This window comes from Halopiger xanaduensis SH-6 (assembly GCF_000217715.1).
In the GTDB taxonomy this organism is placed as follows: Archaea; Halobacteriota; Halobacteria; order Halobacteriales; family Natrialbaceae; genus Halopiger; species Halopiger xanaduensis.
Genome location: NC_015666.1, coordinates 2,295,075 through 2,312,290 on the forward strand (window position 1 = coordinate 2,295,075; position 17,216 = coordinate 2,312,290).

15 protein-coding genes are annotated in these 17,216 nt (G+C 66.7%); 7 read left to right on the forward strand and 8 right to left on the reverse strand.

Annotation, left to right across the window (positions count from 1 at the left end; genetic code table 11):
• Window positions 1-49: 49 nt before the first annotated feature.
• Complete coding sequence (locus HALXA_RS11200; RefSeq protein ID WP_013880473.1) at window positions 50-316, reverse strand: hypothetical protein; 267 nt, start codon at window positions 314-316, stop codon at window positions 50-52.
• 229 nt (window positions 317-545) lie between these two features.
• Here HALXA_RS11200 and HALXA_RS11205 point away from each other — a divergent pair, with 229 nt between their 5' ends.
• A complete protein-coding gene (locus tag HALXA_RS11205) occupies window positions 546-902 on the forward strand; it encodes a thioredoxin family protein (RefSeq protein ID WP_013880474.1) in 357 nt (118 codons plus the stop codon).
• A gap of 35 nt (window positions 903-937) precedes the next feature.
• On the opposite strand, the gene HALXA_RS11210 is transcribed toward HALXA_RS11205, so the two are convergent.
• The 4 genes from HALXA_RS11210 to HALXA_RS11225 all read right to left on the reverse strand — a co-directional run bounded on the left by HALXA_RS11210 (window position 938) and on the right by HALXA_RS11225 (window position 3,425).
• The gene (locus HALXA_RS11210) at window positions 938-1,198 is read right to left on the reverse strand and encodes a hypothetical protein (RefSeq protein ID WP_013880475.1); all 261 of its coding nucleotides are present in this window, start codon (window positions 1,196-1,198) and stop codon (window positions 938-940) included.
• A gap of 63 nt (window positions 1,199-1,261) precedes the next feature.
• Window positions 1,262-1,681, reverse strand: a complete 420-nt coding sequence (locus tag HALXA_RS11215; protein ID WP_013880476.1) for a hypothetical protein — start codon at window positions 1,679-1,681, stop codon at window positions 1,262-1,264.
• A 343-nt stretch (window positions 1,682-2,024) separates the two neighbouring features.
• Window positions 2,025-2,246 carry a hypothetical protein gene (locus HALXA_RS11220; protein ID WP_013880477.1) on the reverse strand — a complete coding sequence of 74 codons (222 nt, stop codon included), beginning with the start codon at window positions 2,244-2,246 and terminating at the stop codon, window positions 2,025-2,027.
• Window positions 2,247-2,360: 114 nt separating this feature from the next.
• Entirely contained in the window at window positions 2,361-3,425 is a 1,065-nt protein-coding gene (locus tag HALXA_RS11225; RefSeq protein ID WP_013880478.1) for a hypothetical protein, read from the reverse strand.
• 372 nt (window positions 3,426-3,797) lie between these two features.
• Here HALXA_RS11225 and HALXA_RS11230 point away from each other — a divergent pair, with 372 nt between their 5' ends.
• The 6 genes from HALXA_RS11230 (at window position 3,798) to HALXA_RS11255 (ending at window position 13,606) form a co-directional block, all read left to right on the forward strand.
• Window positions 3,798-4,319 (forward strand): hypothetical protein, encoded by a 522-nt coding sequence (locus tag HALXA_RS11230; RefSeq protein WP_013880479.1) that lies wholly within the window; start codon window positions 3,798-3,800, stop codon window positions 4,317-4,319.
• 68 nt (window positions 4,320-4,387) lie between these two features.
• Window positions 4,388-7,228 carry a DEAD/DEAH box helicase gene (locus HALXA_RS11235; protein ID WP_013880480.1) on the forward strand — a complete coding sequence of 947 codons (2,841 nt, stop codon included), beginning with the start codon at window positions 4,388-4,390 and terminating at the stop codon, window positions 7,226-7,228.
• 145 nt (window positions 7,229-7,373) lie between these two features.
• A complete protein-coding gene (locus HALXA_RS11240) occupies window positions 7,374-9,485 on the forward strand; it encodes a PAS domain-containing sensor histidine kinase (protein WP_013880481.1) in 2,112 nt (703 codons plus the stop codon).
• Window positions 9,486-9,542: 57 nt separating this feature from the next.
• The gene (locus HALXA_RS11245) at window positions 9,543-9,938 is read left to right on the forward strand and encodes a response regulator (protein WP_013880482.1); all 396 of its coding nucleotides are present in this window, start codon (window positions 9,543-9,545) and stop codon (window positions 9,936-9,938) included.
• 153 nt (window positions 9,939-10,091) lie between these two features.
• On the forward strand, window positions 10,092-10,895 hold the full coding sequence (locus HALXA_RS11250; protein WP_013880483.1) for a protein sorting system archaetidylserine decarboxylase: 804 nt from the start codon (window positions 10,092-10,094) through the stop codon (window positions 10,893-10,895).
• A gap of 389 nt (window positions 10,896-11,284) precedes the next feature.
• Entirely contained in the window at window positions 11,285-13,606 is a 2,322-nt protein-coding gene (locus tag HALXA_RS11255) for a catalase (protein WP_013880484.1), read from the forward strand.
• A gap of 88 nt (window positions 13,607-13,694) precedes the next feature.
• Here HALXA_RS11255 and HALXA_RS11260 read toward each other — a convergent pair whose 3' ends face one another.
• The 3 genes from HALXA_RS11260 to HALXA_RS11270 form a co-directional block, all read right to left on the reverse strand.
• Entirely contained in the window at window positions 13,695-14,054 is a 360-nt protein-coding gene (locus HALXA_RS11260) for a DUF7344 domain-containing protein (protein ID WP_013880485.1), read from the reverse strand.
• Window positions 14,055-14,142: 88 nt separating this feature from the next.
• Window positions 14,143-14,805, reverse strand: coding sequence for a helix-turn-helix domain-containing protein (locus HALXA_RS11265; RefSeq protein WP_013880486.1), 663 nt, complete (start codon window positions 14,803-14,805; stop codon window positions 14,143-14,145).
• A gap of 133 nt (window positions 14,806-14,938) precedes the next feature.
• Window positions 14,939-17,176, reverse strand: a complete 2,238-nt coding sequence (locus tag HALXA_RS11270; RefSeq protein WP_013880487.1) for an AAA family ATPase — start codon at window positions 17,174-17,176, stop codon at window positions 14,939-14,941.
• Window positions 17,177-17,216 lie beyond the last annotated feature (40 nt).

Consider the following 17,216-nt stretch of genomic DNA (forward strand, 5'->3'; position numbering starts at 1 on the left):
TCTCCGCGAGCGAGCTGCGGATACTGGATCGCGAACTGTAGCCCGAACGCTAGCTGTAGATCAACTCGAGCGCCTGACGGCGACGATTTTCGGCAGCCGCGTTCGACCGGCCGCCGTCGGACTGGCGGTCGTCGCCGTCGTCGCGACGCGGTCGTTCCGTAATCCGCGTCTCGCAGACCGGACAGACGTAGACGACGGTCTCGCCGCGCTCGCGACGACGCCAGTCCCCGTCGATCGGACTGGCGTGGTCGCACGTCCGGCAGAATAACGTCGATTTTCGACGCACTGCCGCCTTGTGAGTGCCGGATTCCGTCATCGGAGGTCCCTAGGCGTTCGACGCATAAATGTCCTATCTGTGATGATTATAGATCCTGTACGCGTCCGGTACCGCGCCGGTCCGTCCGGAACAATTCCAAAGTGGGCACCCGAATCCGTATCAAGAGTATAAGTATTGGTCGAATGGGCGATTGTCGGGGCGAACCGCGCCGCCAGCCGGCCGCCCGCGCCGCCGATATCGATATCCGTCCGGCGCCCCTCCCTCGTCTATGAGCGACGCCACGCCGAAACCGACGCAACTCGCGGACGGAGCCGAGCTAGAGTCGTTCGTCGACCGGTACGACGTAGCGCTCGTCGAGTTCTACACGGTCGGCTGTCCGAAGTGTCAGGCGATGGAGCCGGTGCTCGGAAACGTCGCCCGGTCGACCGCCGTTCCGATCGGGATGCTCAATCCCGGCGACGATCTCGGACTGGTCGACCGGTTCGATATCGAGTCCGTCCCGTCGCTGCTCCTCTTTCGAGACGGCGAACCCGTCGCCCGGCTCGCGGACGGCTTCGTGGGCGGTGACGAACTCGTCGACTTCCTCGCGGAGCACGCGCCCGGGGCCGTCGACGCAGACGCGTAGCTGCAGGACGATTCGAGTCGGCCGCCAGGAGTCGACTACTCCTCGTTCGCCTCGAGGTCCGCGGGATCGACCTCGCCCTCGAGGTACCGCTCGCCGAGGTCGGTGATGTCGTAGACGCCGGTCATCGGGTTCTCCAGCAGGCCGCGCTCCGCGAGTTCGCGGCATCGGTAGGCCGCGTGCGGCCCCCGGCAGATCCCTTCGTCCCTGATCTGACTCGGCTCGAAAACCTCGTCCTCGCACAGCAACTCGAGGATGTCGTCGTCCACCGGATCCATCCAGTCGGCGGGGTCGGTCATACGGGCGACTACGCGCGTCTGCGGTAAGAACGATCCGTTTTCGGGGCTCGAGGCGGCCGGGACCTACTCCGCGGTGCCGTAATCCACGTGGACGTTCGGCGCCGCCGCGGGCGAGTGGCCCGTGATCTTGCGGTCGACGAAGGTTACGTCGACGAGGTCGCCGTCGAAGCGGAACGCGACGGTTCCGGTTTCGACGGTCCCTTCGACGGTCGTTCCGGAGACGACCGTGGTCTCGCGGGCGCCGGCGGCGTCGATCGCGCCGTCGACCGTGATCTCGAAACTCGAGGGCGCGCCGTGGCCGACGACGGTCACTTCGTTGGGGAAAGTGGTCTCGTCCGTTCGGTCGGCCCCGTCGGTTGCGATAATCGTGGCGGGAGCCGTCTCGGTCGCGTCCGGACTCGCGCTCGCGTTCCACCCGTCCGCTCGCTCGGTCGACGCATCGTCCAGTTCGGCATCGACGTCGGTCGCTTCGTTCCGTGCCATACCCGTTCGAAGGTGGGTATACGATCATAAACCTTCCCACTGAATTATCCGTCCGATCTCGAGAAATTTGGATCGAATTATCCGTTTCGAGGAGAGTTCTCGCGTTGCAGTTGCAGGGCCAATCGTCGTTCGGCCGTTCCCCGGATCGCGGCCGTATGGACGCGAAAGGACCGGCGCTCGGGTCGACGACCGGCCCGACGAAGACGGTGCCGTGACGACTCGCAGGAAGTGAGAACGTCAAAACGACGGCGACGGCGGGGCGACTCCAACGAGCGGTCAAAACGATCGCCGACGCGTTACGACGAGAGCGGACTCGCCGTTCTCCCGTCCGGCGGCGCGACCGTTACTCGGCGTCGTCGAGGAGGCCGAGTTCCGTCGCGATCAGGTCGGCGATGTGGTCCGCGACGTCAGGATCGACTTCGGCGACGTCTTCGCCGTCGTGGAGTTGATCGTTGTGTCGCTCGACCGTCTCGGCGAGATCGGTCAGCGGCACGCGGGAGGTCGTTTCGCACTCGGGACACACGACGGGTACGCGCGGATCGTCGTCCGGGTCAGCGGGCGCCATTGTCGGGAGTCTCACTGCGATCGTCAAAACCTAATTGGTATTGGTTCCGGCCGCGCTCGAGAGCCGCACCGAACCGGCCGTCTCGAGGGGGAGGACGACCGCGCTATCGGCGGATCAGGACGACCGCGAACCGACGACCCGCGCGAGCATCGCGGAGCTCAGCGCGACGACCGCGGCGACCGCGCCGAAGCCGGGCAGTCCGTCGCCCGTGCTGGCATCGCCGCTGTCGTCGCTCTCGTCGGTTCCGTTCGCATCGGACGGGGTCGATTCTGCCGACTCGTTCTCGCTCTCGTTCCCCTCGTCGCCGCTCGAGTTCGTCGCGTTCTCGTCGCCGTCGGTGGCGGCCGTCTCGTCGTCGGTCGACTCGTCGAGGCTGATATCTTTGTCGCCGTCGAGCTGGAGCACGACGACGACCTGGCCGTGCGAGCGGTCGGGGTAGTACGTCCAGCCGCCGCCGGCCTCCTCGTAGGATTCGGCGTCCTCGATCGGGTCGACGTCGGTGTCCCAGGTGTCGTGGGCCTGCTGGACGTAGCCGACGAGTTCGATATCGTCCGCGTGCTCGCCGGCGATTTCGGCCTCGCCGTACTGCACCTCTCCGCCGTCTTCCGGCAGGCCGTGGATTTCGATACAGTGGGCGTCCATGTAGCCGTCGCCCTGCGGGACGTCGGGACTCGTGCCGAACTGGTCGGCGTCGAGCGGCCGATCGTAGTGCTCGGTCAGCGGGTACTCGACGGTCACCGGGTCGGCGTGGGAGTGCCAGTCGATCGACTCGCCGGTCGGCACGGTGACGGTCGTGTTCGGCACGCTCTCGCCGGACACGACCTGCCCGGCCTCGTTGAACAGCGAGACGCAGATCTTCCCCGAGCCGTTGCCGAGGTACGGGGAGCGGTACTCGTCGCGCGGGTTGATGTAGCTGATCCACCGGTTGTCGTCCGCCTTCGCCTCGAAGTAGGGGTCGCCCTCCTCGGGAGCCGACACGGCGAACTCGCTTTCCGAGACGTTCTGCTGGAGGGCGGCGTTCGCCTGCGGACTCGAGTCGGCATCGACGGCGTTCGCACCGGTCGTCGCCCCGACGGCGACGCCGACCGTCGCGACGCTACTGACCACGACGAGGGCCGCGAGAACGAGTGCAGTCCGCGTGCGCCCGTTCCCCGCACCTCGCGGGAAGAAGTTCCGCATTCGTCTCACCTCGCGCTGGCCTCCGGAGCGGTCGTCTCGAGCGATTGCGGTGCGAGGGTCGAACGGTTCCGACCGTCCGTCCCTCCCGATCCACTGGTGGGAGCACCTGCCGCAGCGCAGAGGGTTACGGTACGTCGTCTCGAGCGTGCGGACAGTTCCGGTGAGCGATCAGTCGGAATCGGTGACTGTCGTGAATCGATAACTGTCATCTGGTCGAAGTACTGACCCCTCCCCTGTAGCTATGAATCGCATACCCGGTCGGAAGGCGGTCCCTACCGCAGTTACGGCCCGGTTTCGACGCCGGTTCGGGGCGGTCGACCCCTTGCGTTGCCACCCCGAATCGACTTCCGGGGCGGGAGAGTAGGGGTCCCGATGCGCCTTCCGTCGACCACACGAACGCGCGAGCGATCCGCGCGAGCGACTGCACCGCCGGGCAATGGCGCCTCGGGCGGCGGCCTCGCGCGGAAGCTGTTGTTGCTCTCGCTGGGGCTCGCTGCCGTCGTGTACGCCGTCTCGCGGTACGCGGACGTCCCCGACGAGTTCGAGAAGATTCCGATCGGCGACCGGGACGAGAAGGAAATCGACCGGAGCGAGGAGGGGCCGCCGACCGAGGACGCGAAGTCGGCGGCCGAATCGGACGCCGACGTTACCGGTCTCGACGACTCCGACGCCGAGACCGGGGCCGACGCCGACGCTACGACCGACGTGATCGACGACGCGGAGACCAACGTCGACATCACCGACGAGGAGCGCTCGGCCGAGGAGATCTCCGAGCGGGCCGACGAAAACATTCCGGAGCCGGGGGAGATGGCCGTCGACGAGGACGTCGTCGACGAACTGGTCGACGAGGGGACGGCGGACTCCGACGAAGACGCCGAAAGCGGCGAGTCGTGAACGCTCCCGTTCGTTGAACCGGGGGCGGAGCGTGGACCTTATGCGTCGCTCGCCCCTACGAGAAATCGATGACTGACGGGGACGTCGCGGCCTTTACGCACCTCGGTTCGACGGTTCGCGGGGCGCTTTCCGAGCGCGGGTTTTCGACGCCGACGGCGCCCCAGCGGCTGGCGATTCCGCCGCTGGCCGCGGGGCAGAACACGCTCGTGATCGCGCCCACCGGGAGCGGCAAGACCGAGACGGCGATGCTCCCCGTGTTCGACCACCTCGTCGCCGACGACGGGCCACCCGAGGGGTTCGGCGCGCTCTACGTCACCCCGCTGCGGGCCTTGAACCGCGACATGCGCGAGCGCCTCGAGTGGTGGGGCGAGTACCTCGGCCTCGAGGTCGACGTCCGCCACGGCGACACGACCCAGTACCAGCGGGGGAAGCAGGCCGAGAACCCGCCGGACGTGCTGATCACGACCCCCGAGACGGTGCAGGCGATGCTCACCGGTGAGCGCCTGCGCGAGGCCCTGCAGGACGTCTCCCACGTCGTGATCGACGAGGTCCACGAACTCGCCGCCTCGAAGCGGGGCGCGCAGTTGGCGATCGGTCTCGAGCGACTGCACGACCTCGCGGGCGAGATGCAGCGGATCGGCCTGTCGGCGACCGTCGGCGACCCCGAGGACGTCGGCCAGTTCCTCACCGGGGGCCGCCCCTGCGAGATCCGCGAGATCGACGTCGGGAGCAACGTCGACGTGGCGGTCCGTCAGCCCGAGATCACCGAGGAGGACAAGGAACTGTCGGGGACGCTGATGACCGACGCCAGCACGGCCAGCCACGTCCGGCTGATCCGCGACGTCGTCGCCGACCACGAGTCGACGCTGATCTTCGTCAACACTCGCCAGACCGCCGAGGCGCTGGGATCGCGGTTCAAGGAACTGGACCTCCCGATCGGCGTCCACCACGGCTCGCTCTCGAAGGAGGCCCGGATCGAGGTCGAGGATCGGTTCAAGACGGGCGAACTGGACGGGCTGCTCTGTACGTCCTCGATGGAACTCGGGATCGACGTCGGCCGCGTCGACCACGTGATCCAGTACAAGAGCCCGCGGCAGGTCACGCGCCTGCTCCAGCGGATCGGCCGTGCCGGCCACCGTCAGGACGAGGTTTCGAGCGGCACCATCGTCACGACCCGGCCGGACGACACCTTCGAGGCGCTCGCGATCGCCCGCCGCGCCCGCGAGGGCGAGGTCGAACCGGCGGCGATCCACGAGGGCAGCTTGGACGTCGTCGCCAACCAGATCCCAGGGATCGTCCAGAGCCGCGGCGACACCCGCTTCCGGGAGGCCTACGACACCGTCACGCGCGCGTACCCGTTCCGTGACCTCCCCGAGGAGACGCTCCGCGAGATCTGCTCGGAACTGCACCGCAATCGGATCGTCTGGTTCGACGAGGGGGAGGATCGCCTCGAGACGACCGGCGGGACCTGGCAGTACGTCTACGCGAACCTCTCGATGATCCCCGACGAGGAGACCTACGAGGTCCACGACATCGCATCGGGCCAGCAGATCGGCACCCTGGACGAGCGGTTCGTCGTCAACTTCGCCCAGCCGGGCGAGGTGTTCGTCCAGCGCGGCGAGATGTGGCGGATCGCCGAGATCGACGACGAAGAGGGAAAGGTGAAGGTCAGCCCGATCGAGGACCCCGCCGGCGAAGTGCCCTCCTGGATCGGACAGGAGATTCCGGTCCCCGCAGCGGTCGCCCAGGAGGTCGGCGAGATCCGGGCCGTCGCACAGCCCCAACTCGAGACGGGTGCCGACGCGGCCGCCGTCGGCCGCGAACTCGCCCACCGGTATCCGGCCGACGAGTACACGCTCACCGAGGCCTGCGACCAACTCGAGAAACAGATCGAAGCCGAGGCGCCGATGCCGACGGCCGACCGGATCGTCCTCGAGCGACAGGGCCGGACGATCGTGCTCAACGCCTGCTTCGGCCACACGGCCAACGAAACGCTGGGCCGCGTGCTCTCGGCGCTGCTGGGCCAGCGGGCCGGTTCCTCCGTGGGACTGGAGACCGACCCCTACCGGATCGAACTCGAGGTCCCGAGTTCGATCGCGACCAGCGACGTCGTCGAGGTGCTCGAGGACACCGACCCGGATCACGTCGAGACGATCGTCGAGCTCGGGCTCAAGAACTCCGACGCCCTGGCGTTCCGGCTCGCGCAGGTCTCCGCGAAGTTCGGCGCGCTCAAGCGCTGGCAGGGCCAGGGCTCGGGCCGGATCTCCAACGAGCGCCTGCTCGCGGCGCTGGAGGACACGCCGATGTACGAGGAGGCGGTCCGCGAGGTGTTCCACGAGGATCTGGACATCGAGCGGGCGAGCGCGGTGCTCGCGGGGATCCAGTCGGGCGAGCTCGAGTTGGTCACCCAACGCGGCCGCACGCCGGTCGGACAAGGCGGGCGCTCGTCTTCGGGGAAGGAATTGCTCGCGCCGGAGAACGCCGACGCGAGCGTCATCGAGACGGTCAGGGAGCGCCTGCAGAACGACCGGGTCATCCTGCTGTGTACCCACTGCAAGGACTGGAAGGTCAAGACGAAGGTCAAGCGAGTCTCGGACCAGCCCGAGTGTCCCGAGTGCGGCTCGACTCGGATCGCGTCGCTGAACCCGTGGGCCGAGGAGGTCGTGCAGGCGGTCCGAGCGGCGGAGAAAGACGAGGAACAGGAGCGGATGACCGAGCGCGCCTACCGCGCCGCGAGCCTGGTCCAGAGTCACGGCAAGCGGGCCGTCACCGCGATGGCCGCCCGCGGCGTCGGGCCGCACAACGCCGCCCAGATCATCAACAAGCTCCGCGAGAACGAGGACGAGTTCTACCGGGACATCCTCTCGAAGGAGCGCGAGTACGCCCGGACCCAGTCGTTCTGGGACTGAGCGGTGATGGTTGCGGTCAACTGCGCTCAATAATCGTCTGAGACGATATAAACGGGAGGTGAAACGGTTCAATTCTATAAAATGAACCGAACAAATACGGCGAGTCACCGCAGCCCTTATCCTCACTTATGCCGAAACTTCGGCGATGGAATCCGGGCCGCCTTCGACGCCGCCGACGAGTGACACGGACCACGAGAGCGACTCTGCGGGTTCGAGTCCGCGTCGGATTGGCGCGCTTCTCGCGGCGGCCGACATCGCCGGTTTCCGCGCGACGGAAACCGGTGTTATCACCGACGTCAACGACGCGTTCGCGTCGTTGACCGGTTACGGCCGATCGGAACTCGAAGGCGCGTCGATCACGGACCTCGTCACCGACGACGACGACATTCTCGAGGGCCTCGTCGCGACGGATGCGGAGAGCGAATCGGAAGCCGAGACCGACGCGGCAGCACTCCTCGAAAGTGGCGCGGAGCCGGTGTCGATCCCCGTCTCGCTGCGGACGAAAGGCGAGTCGTACATCTCCTGCGACCTCCACCTCGAGGTCTTCCCGGGTCCCGACGACGAGCGGGAGTTCGGCGGCATCGTCGACCGCCGGCCAAGCGCGACGGCGACCGTCTCGGAACCCGACCTCACCTACGGGAAGACGTTTCAGGCGCTGGCCGAGGCGCTGCCTGACGGAATTATCGTCCTCGACACGAACAGCGATATCCAGTACGCCAATCCGGCCATCGAGCGGATCCTCGGCTACACGCCCGACGAACTGGTCGGCTCGAGCAAGGTCAATATCATCCCACCTCGCCTTCGGCAAACCCACCTCGACGCGCTCCAGCGCTATCTCGAGACGGGCGAGCGACACTTGAACTGGACCTACGTCGAACTTCCCGGCCAGCACAAGGCGGGCCACGAGGTGCCCCTTGCCGTCTCGCTCAACGACTTCACGTACGACGGCGACCGCTACTTCGTCGGCCTCTTCCGAGATATTTCACCGCGCAAAGCCGCCGAGCAGGCGCTGACGGAGAAGGTCGTCCAACTCGAGTCGGTCAACTATCTCGGCCGCTACGCGCTCGAGAACCCGGACGTCGACGACCTGCTCGACAAGGCGACTCGGCTGATCGAAACGGCGCTCGACGTCGAGTGCTGTCTCGTGCTGGAGACCGACCCGTCGCCGGGCGACGCTCCGGGTCTCGCCGTCCGCGCGAGCGTCGGTTGCTCCGACGCGCTGCTCGAGAACGAGACGACGCCCGCGTTGTCCTCGTCGGAGCCGGCGCTGTTGGCGGAGCGAACGCTCGCCGACGGCGAGCCGATCGTGGTCGAATCTTTCGCGGCCGACGACAGGGTCGAACGGTCGTCAGTGCTGGCCGACACCGGCATTCAGAGTGGGATGGGCGTCACGATCGGTCCCGCGGACGATCCGTGGGGCGTACTGGCCGTCTACGACGATCAGGAGCGGGAGTTCGCCGACCACGACGTCGATTTCCTCGAGAGCACCGCGACGCTCCTCGCGACCGGAATCGAGCGCCAACAGTACGAACGCCGGCTCAACGAGACGGTCGCCGACCTCGAGGAGTCGAACGAACGGTTAGAGCAGTTCGCGTACGCCGCCTCCCACGACCTCCAGGAACCCCTGCGGATGGTCTCGAGCTACCTCCAGCTCGTCGAGGACCGGTACGTCGACGAGTTGGACGAGGACGCCGAGGAGTTCATCGAGTTCGCCGTCGACGGCGCCGAGCGGATGCGCGAGATGATCGACGGACTGCTCGCGTACTCGCGGATCGACTCGCAGGGCGATCCGTTCGAGCCCGTCGACCTCGACGACGTGCTCGAGGACGTGCTGACGGACCTACAGGTGAAGATCGAGGACACCGACGCGGAGATCACGACGGAGTCGCTGCCGACCGTCGAGGGCGACGACAGCCAGTTGCGGCAACTGTTCCAGAACCTGCTGTCGAACGCCCTCGAGTACAGCGGGGACGAGCCGCCGCGGGTCCACGTCGCCGTCGAGCGAAATCGCCGGACGTGGGAAATTTCCGTGGAAGACGAGGGGATCGGCATCGATCCGGACGAGACCGATCGCGTCTTCCGGGTGTTCCAGCGGCTCCACAGCCGCGACGAGTACCCAGGCACGGGGATCGGACTGGCGCTCTGTCGGCGCATCGTCGAGCGCCACGGCGGTCGCATCTGGGTCGACTCCGAGCCCGGCGAGGGGTCGACGTTCGCGTTCACGATCCCCGTCGACGGACCGCAGAATCAGGCGTAATAACGCTTCTGGCAGGGTGCCAAACGGTTTATAGTAATTCGTCCGAGTTGTCTGTCTATGTCACCGTATCGCGTTCTCTTCGTCGACGACAGCGACTTTCTGACGGAACACGTCAGCCGGACGTTGCAGTCGGAGCACGGCTTCGACGTCGAGACCGTCGCGACGGCTGCGGACGCCCGGTCGACGCTCGCCGACTCGGCGTCGTTCGACTGCGTCATCTCCAGCTACGAACTGCTCGAGGAGAACGGGCTCGAGCTCGCGGCGTCGCTGCACGACGAGGCGACGGTCCCCGACCTGCCGTTCGTGCTCTTTACCGGGAACCCGCTCGAGCCGCTGGTCGACGAGGCGCTCGAGGCGGGCGTCTCGGCGTTCGTCAGCAAGAGCGACCACGCGACGGGCGAGATGAACGTCTTCGCGAATCGGATTCGGCTGGCGATCGAAGCGCACGGGTAAGCGTTGCTGGGAGCGTCTCGGTATCACGGGCGCTTCCGTTCGAGCTCTATTCCCATTTCGGCGATCCGTTCACCGCTCTGTTCTTCCGGCCCGGGTCGTCGCCGACGCCCTGCCCTCCGTAACGGCCATACGCCTCGCCGTCGTGGATCCCATATGAAGTTCGCTCCCGGGGCCTGGAAGTACGCCATCCTTCCGCTGCTCGCCGCGCCGTTCGCGCTCGTGATCAGCGCCACGGCAGGCATCCTCTCGCTCGCGGCCGGCGCCGGCGTCCTCGCGTTTTTCCGCGATCCCGACCGCACGCCGCCGCCGACGGGCGTCGTCGCACCGGCCGACGGCCGCGTCTCCGTGCTCCGCGAGGAGGGCGACCGCGTCCGGCTCGGCATCTTCATGAACGTCTGGCACGTCCACGTCGTCCGCGCGCCGTTCGCCGGCCGCGTCGCCGACGTCGAACACGTCTCCGGCGCGAACCGGCCCGCCTTCTCCAAGGAGTCCGACCGGAACGAGCGGGTCCACGTCCGCCTCGAGACCGACTCGCCGAACCTGCCGGCCGACTCGACCGACGGCGAGACTGACCCTGCACCCGACCCGGACGACTACGCCGACACGCCCGCAAGCGACGCCGAAGTCACTCTCATCGCGGGCGCGTTCGCCCGGCGGATCCACCCCTACGTCGAGGCCGACGACGACGTAGAGCGCGGCGAACGCATCGGCCACATCGCCTTCGGTAGCCGCGTCGACGTTCTCTTTCCGCCGTCGGTAGACAAATCGGCCATCGCCGTCGAACCCGGCGACTCGACCACCGCAGGCGAGACGATCGTCCTCGAGGGCGGCGGATTCGAGGCCGGCGACCTCGAGTTCGACGTGACGACCGAGACGCCCGACGGCGCGGGCGAGGGGATCGACGCCGATGGTGGCTCTGACACCGAGTCCGACGATTCGGCCTCGAGCCCCGCCTAAGTTCGCGTCCCAGGATCTATCTTCGTTCTTCCATCTCGCTGATCCTCGAGCCCAGCCGATCGCAGCCGCCGGCTTGCAAAGGTACAGCCAGCGCTTATGTGACTCGTCATTGCTTCAACAGCCACGCCTGCAGTGGCATCGACTCGCCCTCGGGCGATCGGCTGCCACGGTTGCAGGACGCAACGTCAGCGATCGACGCGCCGTCCCTGCCCCTCGCCGCGGCCCGAGGGGACCGCCCTGTCGTCAGCGACACTCCGCTGTAGTCGACGATTTTCGGAGTACTGCGACCAGGACGGCCTCGAGGCCCCATCGCTCGTGCGGACCGATCGCCGCCGGTTCGGCCGGCGACGGAGGCTTGCGAACGGCGCGGCGAGCGCGATCGGCCAACAATGTCAGGACACGATTCACACGACGAACGGCAGGCGGAGGAGAACGCGACAGATAATTCGGAACCCGCCGGTAACAGCGATCGGACGAACGAGACCGAGCAGTCGATCGCCGACGGCGGCTCGAGCGAGACCGACGGCGGAAGCGAGAGCGACGGTCAGCCCGGAACCAGCGACCGCACCGAGGGCGTCGACGAGAACAGCAAGCAGGACCAACTCGACGAGGTGCGGGAGAACTCCGAGGGCGAGGAGCTGACGACGGACCACGGCGTCAAGGTCAGCGACACGGACAACTCCCTGAAGGCCGGCGAGCGCGGGCCGACGATCATGGAGGACTTCCACTTCCGGGAGAAGATGACCCAGTTCGACCACGAGTCGATCCCGGAACGAGTAGTCCACGCGCGTGGAACCGGCGTTCACGGCTACTTCCAGCCCTACGAGGATCCGGATCTCGGCGACGAATACGACGATATCGAGGAGCTGACGAAGGCGAAGGTTCTGACCGACCCGGACCAGAAGACGCCGGTCTTCACTCGGTTCTCGACGGTCGTCGGCTCCCGGGGCTCCGCGGACACGGTGCGAGACGTCCGCGGCTTCGCGACGAAGTTCTACACCGAGGAGGGCAACTGGGACCTCGTCGGGAACAACATCCCCGTCTTCTTCATCCAGGACGCGATGGAGTTCCCCGATCTGGTCCACTCGATCAAGCCGGACCCCGACGACGGGACGCCGCAGGCCTCGGCGGCCCACGACACCTTTTGGGACTTCGCCTCCCTCAAGCCCGAGATTACGCACATGATCATGTGGGTCCTCTCCGGTCGCGCGCTCCCGCGCGCGTATCGGATGATGCAAGGGTTCGGCGTCCACACCTTCCGGCTGGTCAACGAGGAAGGCGAGTCGGTGTTCGTCAAGTTCCACTGGGCGCCCGAGTACGACACCAGCCAACTCGTCTGGGACGAGACGCAGAAGATCGCCGGCAAGAACCCCGACTTCAACCGTCAGGACCTCTACGACGTCATCGAGGCTGGGTACGAACCCGAGTTCGAACTCGGGGTTCAGATCTTCGACGAGGAGGACGCCGAGGAGTTCGACTTCGACGTCCTCGATCCGACGAAGATCGTCCCCGAGTCGGAGGTTCCCGTGCGGCCGATCGGGAAGATGACCCTGAACGAGACGCCGGACAACTTCTTCGCGGAGGTCGAGCAGGTCGCGTTCCACCCCGGGAACGTCGTCCCCGGGATCGACTTCTCGAACGACCCGCTCCTGCAGGGCCGGCTGTTCTCCTACCAGGATACCCAACTCAATCGCTTCGGCAGCGCCAACTGGGACGAGATTCCGATCAACCGGCCGATCGCCGAGCGGCACAACAACCAGCGGGCCGGCTTCATGCGCCAGGAGATCAACGAGGGCAAGGCCTCCTACAAACCCAATTCCATCGGCGACGACGATCCGCAGGAAGCGCCCGAGGAGGAGGGCGGCTACGAACACTACGCCGAAAAGATCGACGGAAAGAAGATCCGAAACCGCTCCGAGAGTTTCCAGAACCACTTCGATCAGGCCCGGCTGTTCTGGAACAGCATGACCGAACCCGAGAAACAGAACATCATCGACGCCGCCCACTTCGAACTCGGCAAGGTCGACCGCGTGGAGATCCGCGAGCGGATGGTCTACGACCTGTTCAACAACGTCGACCACGAGTTCGCCAAGCGCGTCGCGGAGGGCATCGGCGTCGAGCCGCCCGAGGAACCCGGCGACCAGATGCCGACCCACGACCGCGAGGACTCGCGGCTGAGCATTGAAGAGCGCCGGGACGCCGACTCCATCGAAACCCGCAAGATCGCCGTCCTCGTCGACGACGACTACGACAGCGACCACCTCGAGACGATCCAGTCCACCTTACAGGACGAGGGCGGCCGCGTCAAGATCGTCTCGAAGGTGCTCGGCGACAAGGAGGCCGAAAACGGGGATACGGTCGCGGCCGACAAGAGCCACGTCACCACGGAGTCGGTCCTGTTCGACGCGGTCTACGTCCCCGGCGGCGACCACGTCGACGCGCTCGTAGAGCAGGGCAACGCGAAGCACTTCGTCGCCGAGATGTTCAAACACAAGAAGCCGATCGCCGCCGCCGGCGCGGGTACAGACCTGCTCGAGGCGGTCGAACTGCCGGGCGTCGACGTCGCGAACGCCCGCGAGGGCATCGTCTCCGAGCAGGGCGTCGTGATGGATCCCGACGGCGAGGACCTCGAGTCGTTCGCCGAGGAGTTCGTCGACGCGATCGCCCAGCACCGCCACTGGGAGCGCGATCCGAAGGAAGTACCGGCCTAACGGCCGCCGAATGGATGATTTCCGTCTTTTGAGTTCGGTCTGAGACCGTCGATCGAGGAAACCCGTTCACGGCCGATTTCGAGGGAACTCACAGTACGAGCGGTGCGTCGAGACCGGGATCGGCGTCGATGATGGCCGAAAGCTGGGGCTGTAAGCGGTCGAACCGGGACGTCGGTTCCACCAGCCCCCGTTCCCGGTCGTAGTCGACGAGCGACAGGTCCGCTAACTTCGGGAGGTGGACGTGGTGCAGCGAGATCCGAATCCGCGTCGATTCGTCCTCGGAGACCGCCTCCGGCGGCGCGTGGTGATTGTATTTGACGATCGTATGCTCGAGGTCCCGCACGGTAAGCGACCGCTCCTCGCCCGCGAGTGCCGCGAGAACGATCCGACGGTGTCGGTCCTGACACAGCTCGAGGACGGTACTGAATTCGGTAGATGTCCCAACCATACCGGAATAAAACGCCCCTTCGGGCAAGAGGCGAGGGGCTGTATAGTACTACTTCCATCACCGCCGGAAGACGATCCGAGGATCTGATCTACTCCTCGTCGGGATGAGTGATCGTCAACGTACTCGTGATGAGATTGTTGTACGCCGCGCGGAACCGGTTCGAGAGCGTCTGCTGGGAGACGCCCAGTATGTCGGCCAGTTCGCGCATCGTCACCGCCCGCGGAACCTCGTAGTAGCCCGCCTCGAGCGCGGTGATCAGCGTTTCCCGCTGCGTCGGCGTGAGGTCGTACTGGGCGCTCGCCATCGGCTGTTCCTGTTCCTGGATCCGGTTGAGTTCGTAGGAGATGTCGTTCTCCTCGCAGTACGCTTGAAAGTCCGAGAGCGAGTCACGATTGTCGAATCGCATCCGGAGGTCCCACTCCTCGCCCTTCCCGATCGCTCGCATGATCGTTGCGCCGAGGTCGACGTACGCGTAAACGATCGTTTCGATGTTGTCCGTCCACTCGGCGCGGTACAATCTCGCCCCCTCCACCTCGTCGACGTTGGCGATATTCTTCACGGAGTCGTCGTCCCGAAACGCGTCCTCGAACGCCGCCTGATCGTCGCCGCTCACCCAGAAATACGGCATGATCCGATCCTCCATCGTCGCCACCACCTGCTCGATCTCGACGACCATCTGCGGCGCCGCCGTGAGCGCGTGGTGCATCGCAAGATCGTCCGATTTGACGGAAAATTCGGCGATAATGCTCATAGGATCGATTTGCGAGCGAGCAAGATAAGTGCCGGTCACGATACGACAACGACCGCTGCGGTCGACCGGCCGACGACCGGCCCAACCGGGTCCCGCGTCGCGTGAGCCGTCACCGAGCGAAACGCGTCACCGGTTAGACGTCTCCGTCCTCTCGGGCCGCCTCGAGGTGCCGGCGTTCGATCAGAACCTCGTCGGCCTTCTCGTTTGCCTCGTCGGGCTCGTATTCGCTCGCGACCTCGCGGATCGCACGCATCGACGCGTCGCGAACGAGGGCTTCGAGGTCGGCGCCGGTGTACCCTTCGAGTTCGGCCGCCAGCTCGGCGATGTCGAGGTCGTCCGCGAGCGGCTTCCCGCGGGCGTGGACCTCGAGGATCTTCTCGCGGGCCTCGCGGTCGGGCTCGCCGACGTAGACGTGCGTGTCGAGTCGGCCGGGACGGAGCAGGGCGGGATCGATGTGCTCCTTGCGGTTGGTCGCGGCGAGGACGACCAGATTCGGGTTCTCGCGCATGCCGTCGAGTTCCGTCAGCAGTTGCGAGACGACGCGTTCGGTGACCTCGTGGCCCTCGCCGCGGGCCGAGGTGATCGCGTCGATCTCGTCGAAGAAGACGATAGAGGGCGCGGACTGGCGGGCGCGCTCGAACACCTCGCGGATGGCCTTCTCGCTCTCACCGACGTAGCGGTCGATGATCTCCGGGCCGTCGACGCGGATGAAGTTGACGTCCGTCTCGCCGGCCAGGGCCCGCGCGAGCAAGGTTTTGCCGGTCCCCGGCGGCCCGTGCAGCAAAACGCCGGAGGGCGGTTCGGTATTGGTCTCCTCGAACAGGCGGTCGTAGGTCAGCGGCCACTCCACCGATTCGCGGAGGGTGCCCTTCGCCGCCTCGAGGCCGCCGACGTCCGAGAAGTCCGTGTTCGGCGATTCGGCGACGTACTCGCGCATCGCGGACGGTTCAACCGCCGCGAGCGCCTCGTCGAAGTGGCGCTTACGGACCGTCGGGTTCCGGTTCCATTCCTCGCGGTCATCGGTATCGGTCGGCCGACCGCGGATCGCCGCCATCGCGGCCTCGCTTGTCACCGAGTCGAGGTCCGCGCCGACGAAGCCGTGGGTGCGTCGGGCGATCGCGTCGATGTTGACGTCGTCGCCCAGCGGCATCCCGCGAGTGTGGACCTCGAGAATCTCCCTGCGGCCTTCCTCGCCGGGGACGCCGATCTGGATCTCGCGGTCGAACCGGCCGCCCCGGCGGAGCGCGGGATCGATCGCGTCGACGCGGTTGGTCGCGCCGATGACGATGACCTCCTCGCGGGCGTCGAGCCCGTCCATCAGCGTCAGCAGCTGGCCGACGATCCGGTTCTCGGCGTCGCCGTCGTCGTCGCGCTGGCCGGCGATGGAGTCGATCTCGTCGAAGAAGATGATCGTCGGCGCGTTCGCCGACGCGGTTTCGAACACCTCGCGGAGCCGCTCCTCGCTCTCGCCCTTGTACTTCGACATGATCTCCGGCCCGGAGATCGTCTCGAAGTTGGCGTCGACCTCGTTGGCCACCGCGCGGGCGATCAGCGTCTTCCCGGTCCCCGGCGGCCCGTACAGTAGGACGCCGGAGGGCGGTTCGACCCCGAGTCGGCGGAACAGATCGGGCTCCGAGAGCGGCAGTTCGATCATCTCGCGAACGAGTTCGAGTTCCTCGTCCAGGCCGCCGATGTCCTCGTAGGTGACGCCGGAGGTCGGTTGGGTCGCGGACGCGGCTGCGGAGGGCGTGCCGGACTCGGACGCTGCCCCGGTGCTGTCGGAGCCGCTCGAGTCGCCGCCGGCTCCGCTCGAGGATCGAGAGCCAGTCGCGGCCGTCGCACCGCTGTCGATCGCATCGGGGGTGTGAATCCGGATCGTCGTCGTGCTCGTGATCCGCACGTCGCCCTCGGGAGTCGTGTCGACGACCTTGAACGGCTCCGCACCGACGCCCTCGACCCGGATCTGCTCGCCGGCCCGGACCGGGCGGTTGCGGAGTTTCTTGGTCGCCTCGCGCTCGGCGACCTGCCGTTCGTTGGCCGACAGCGACGGCGGCGGCGTCAGCGTGACGCGCTCGGCCTCGCGGATCGAGGACTTGTCCGCCGGCCGGACTGTCACCGCGTCGCCGACGTGGACGCCGGCGTTCGCGCGAGTGTCGGCATCGATCTGGATGACGTTTTCCGCCACCGACGGGTCGGCCGGCCACATCTTCGCGACCGTCTCCGCCTCGCCGTCGATGATGACGGTGTCGCCGCTCAGTACGCCCAACTGTCGCCGCGCCAGTTCGGGAATCCGTGCGACGCCGCGGCCGGCGTCGCGCTTTTCGGCCGCTCGTACCGACAGTGAAACGCCGTCCGAATCCGACCCGCTCATACCCCTTGGTTTCGGCCCTGTCGTCTTGAGAATTTCCCCG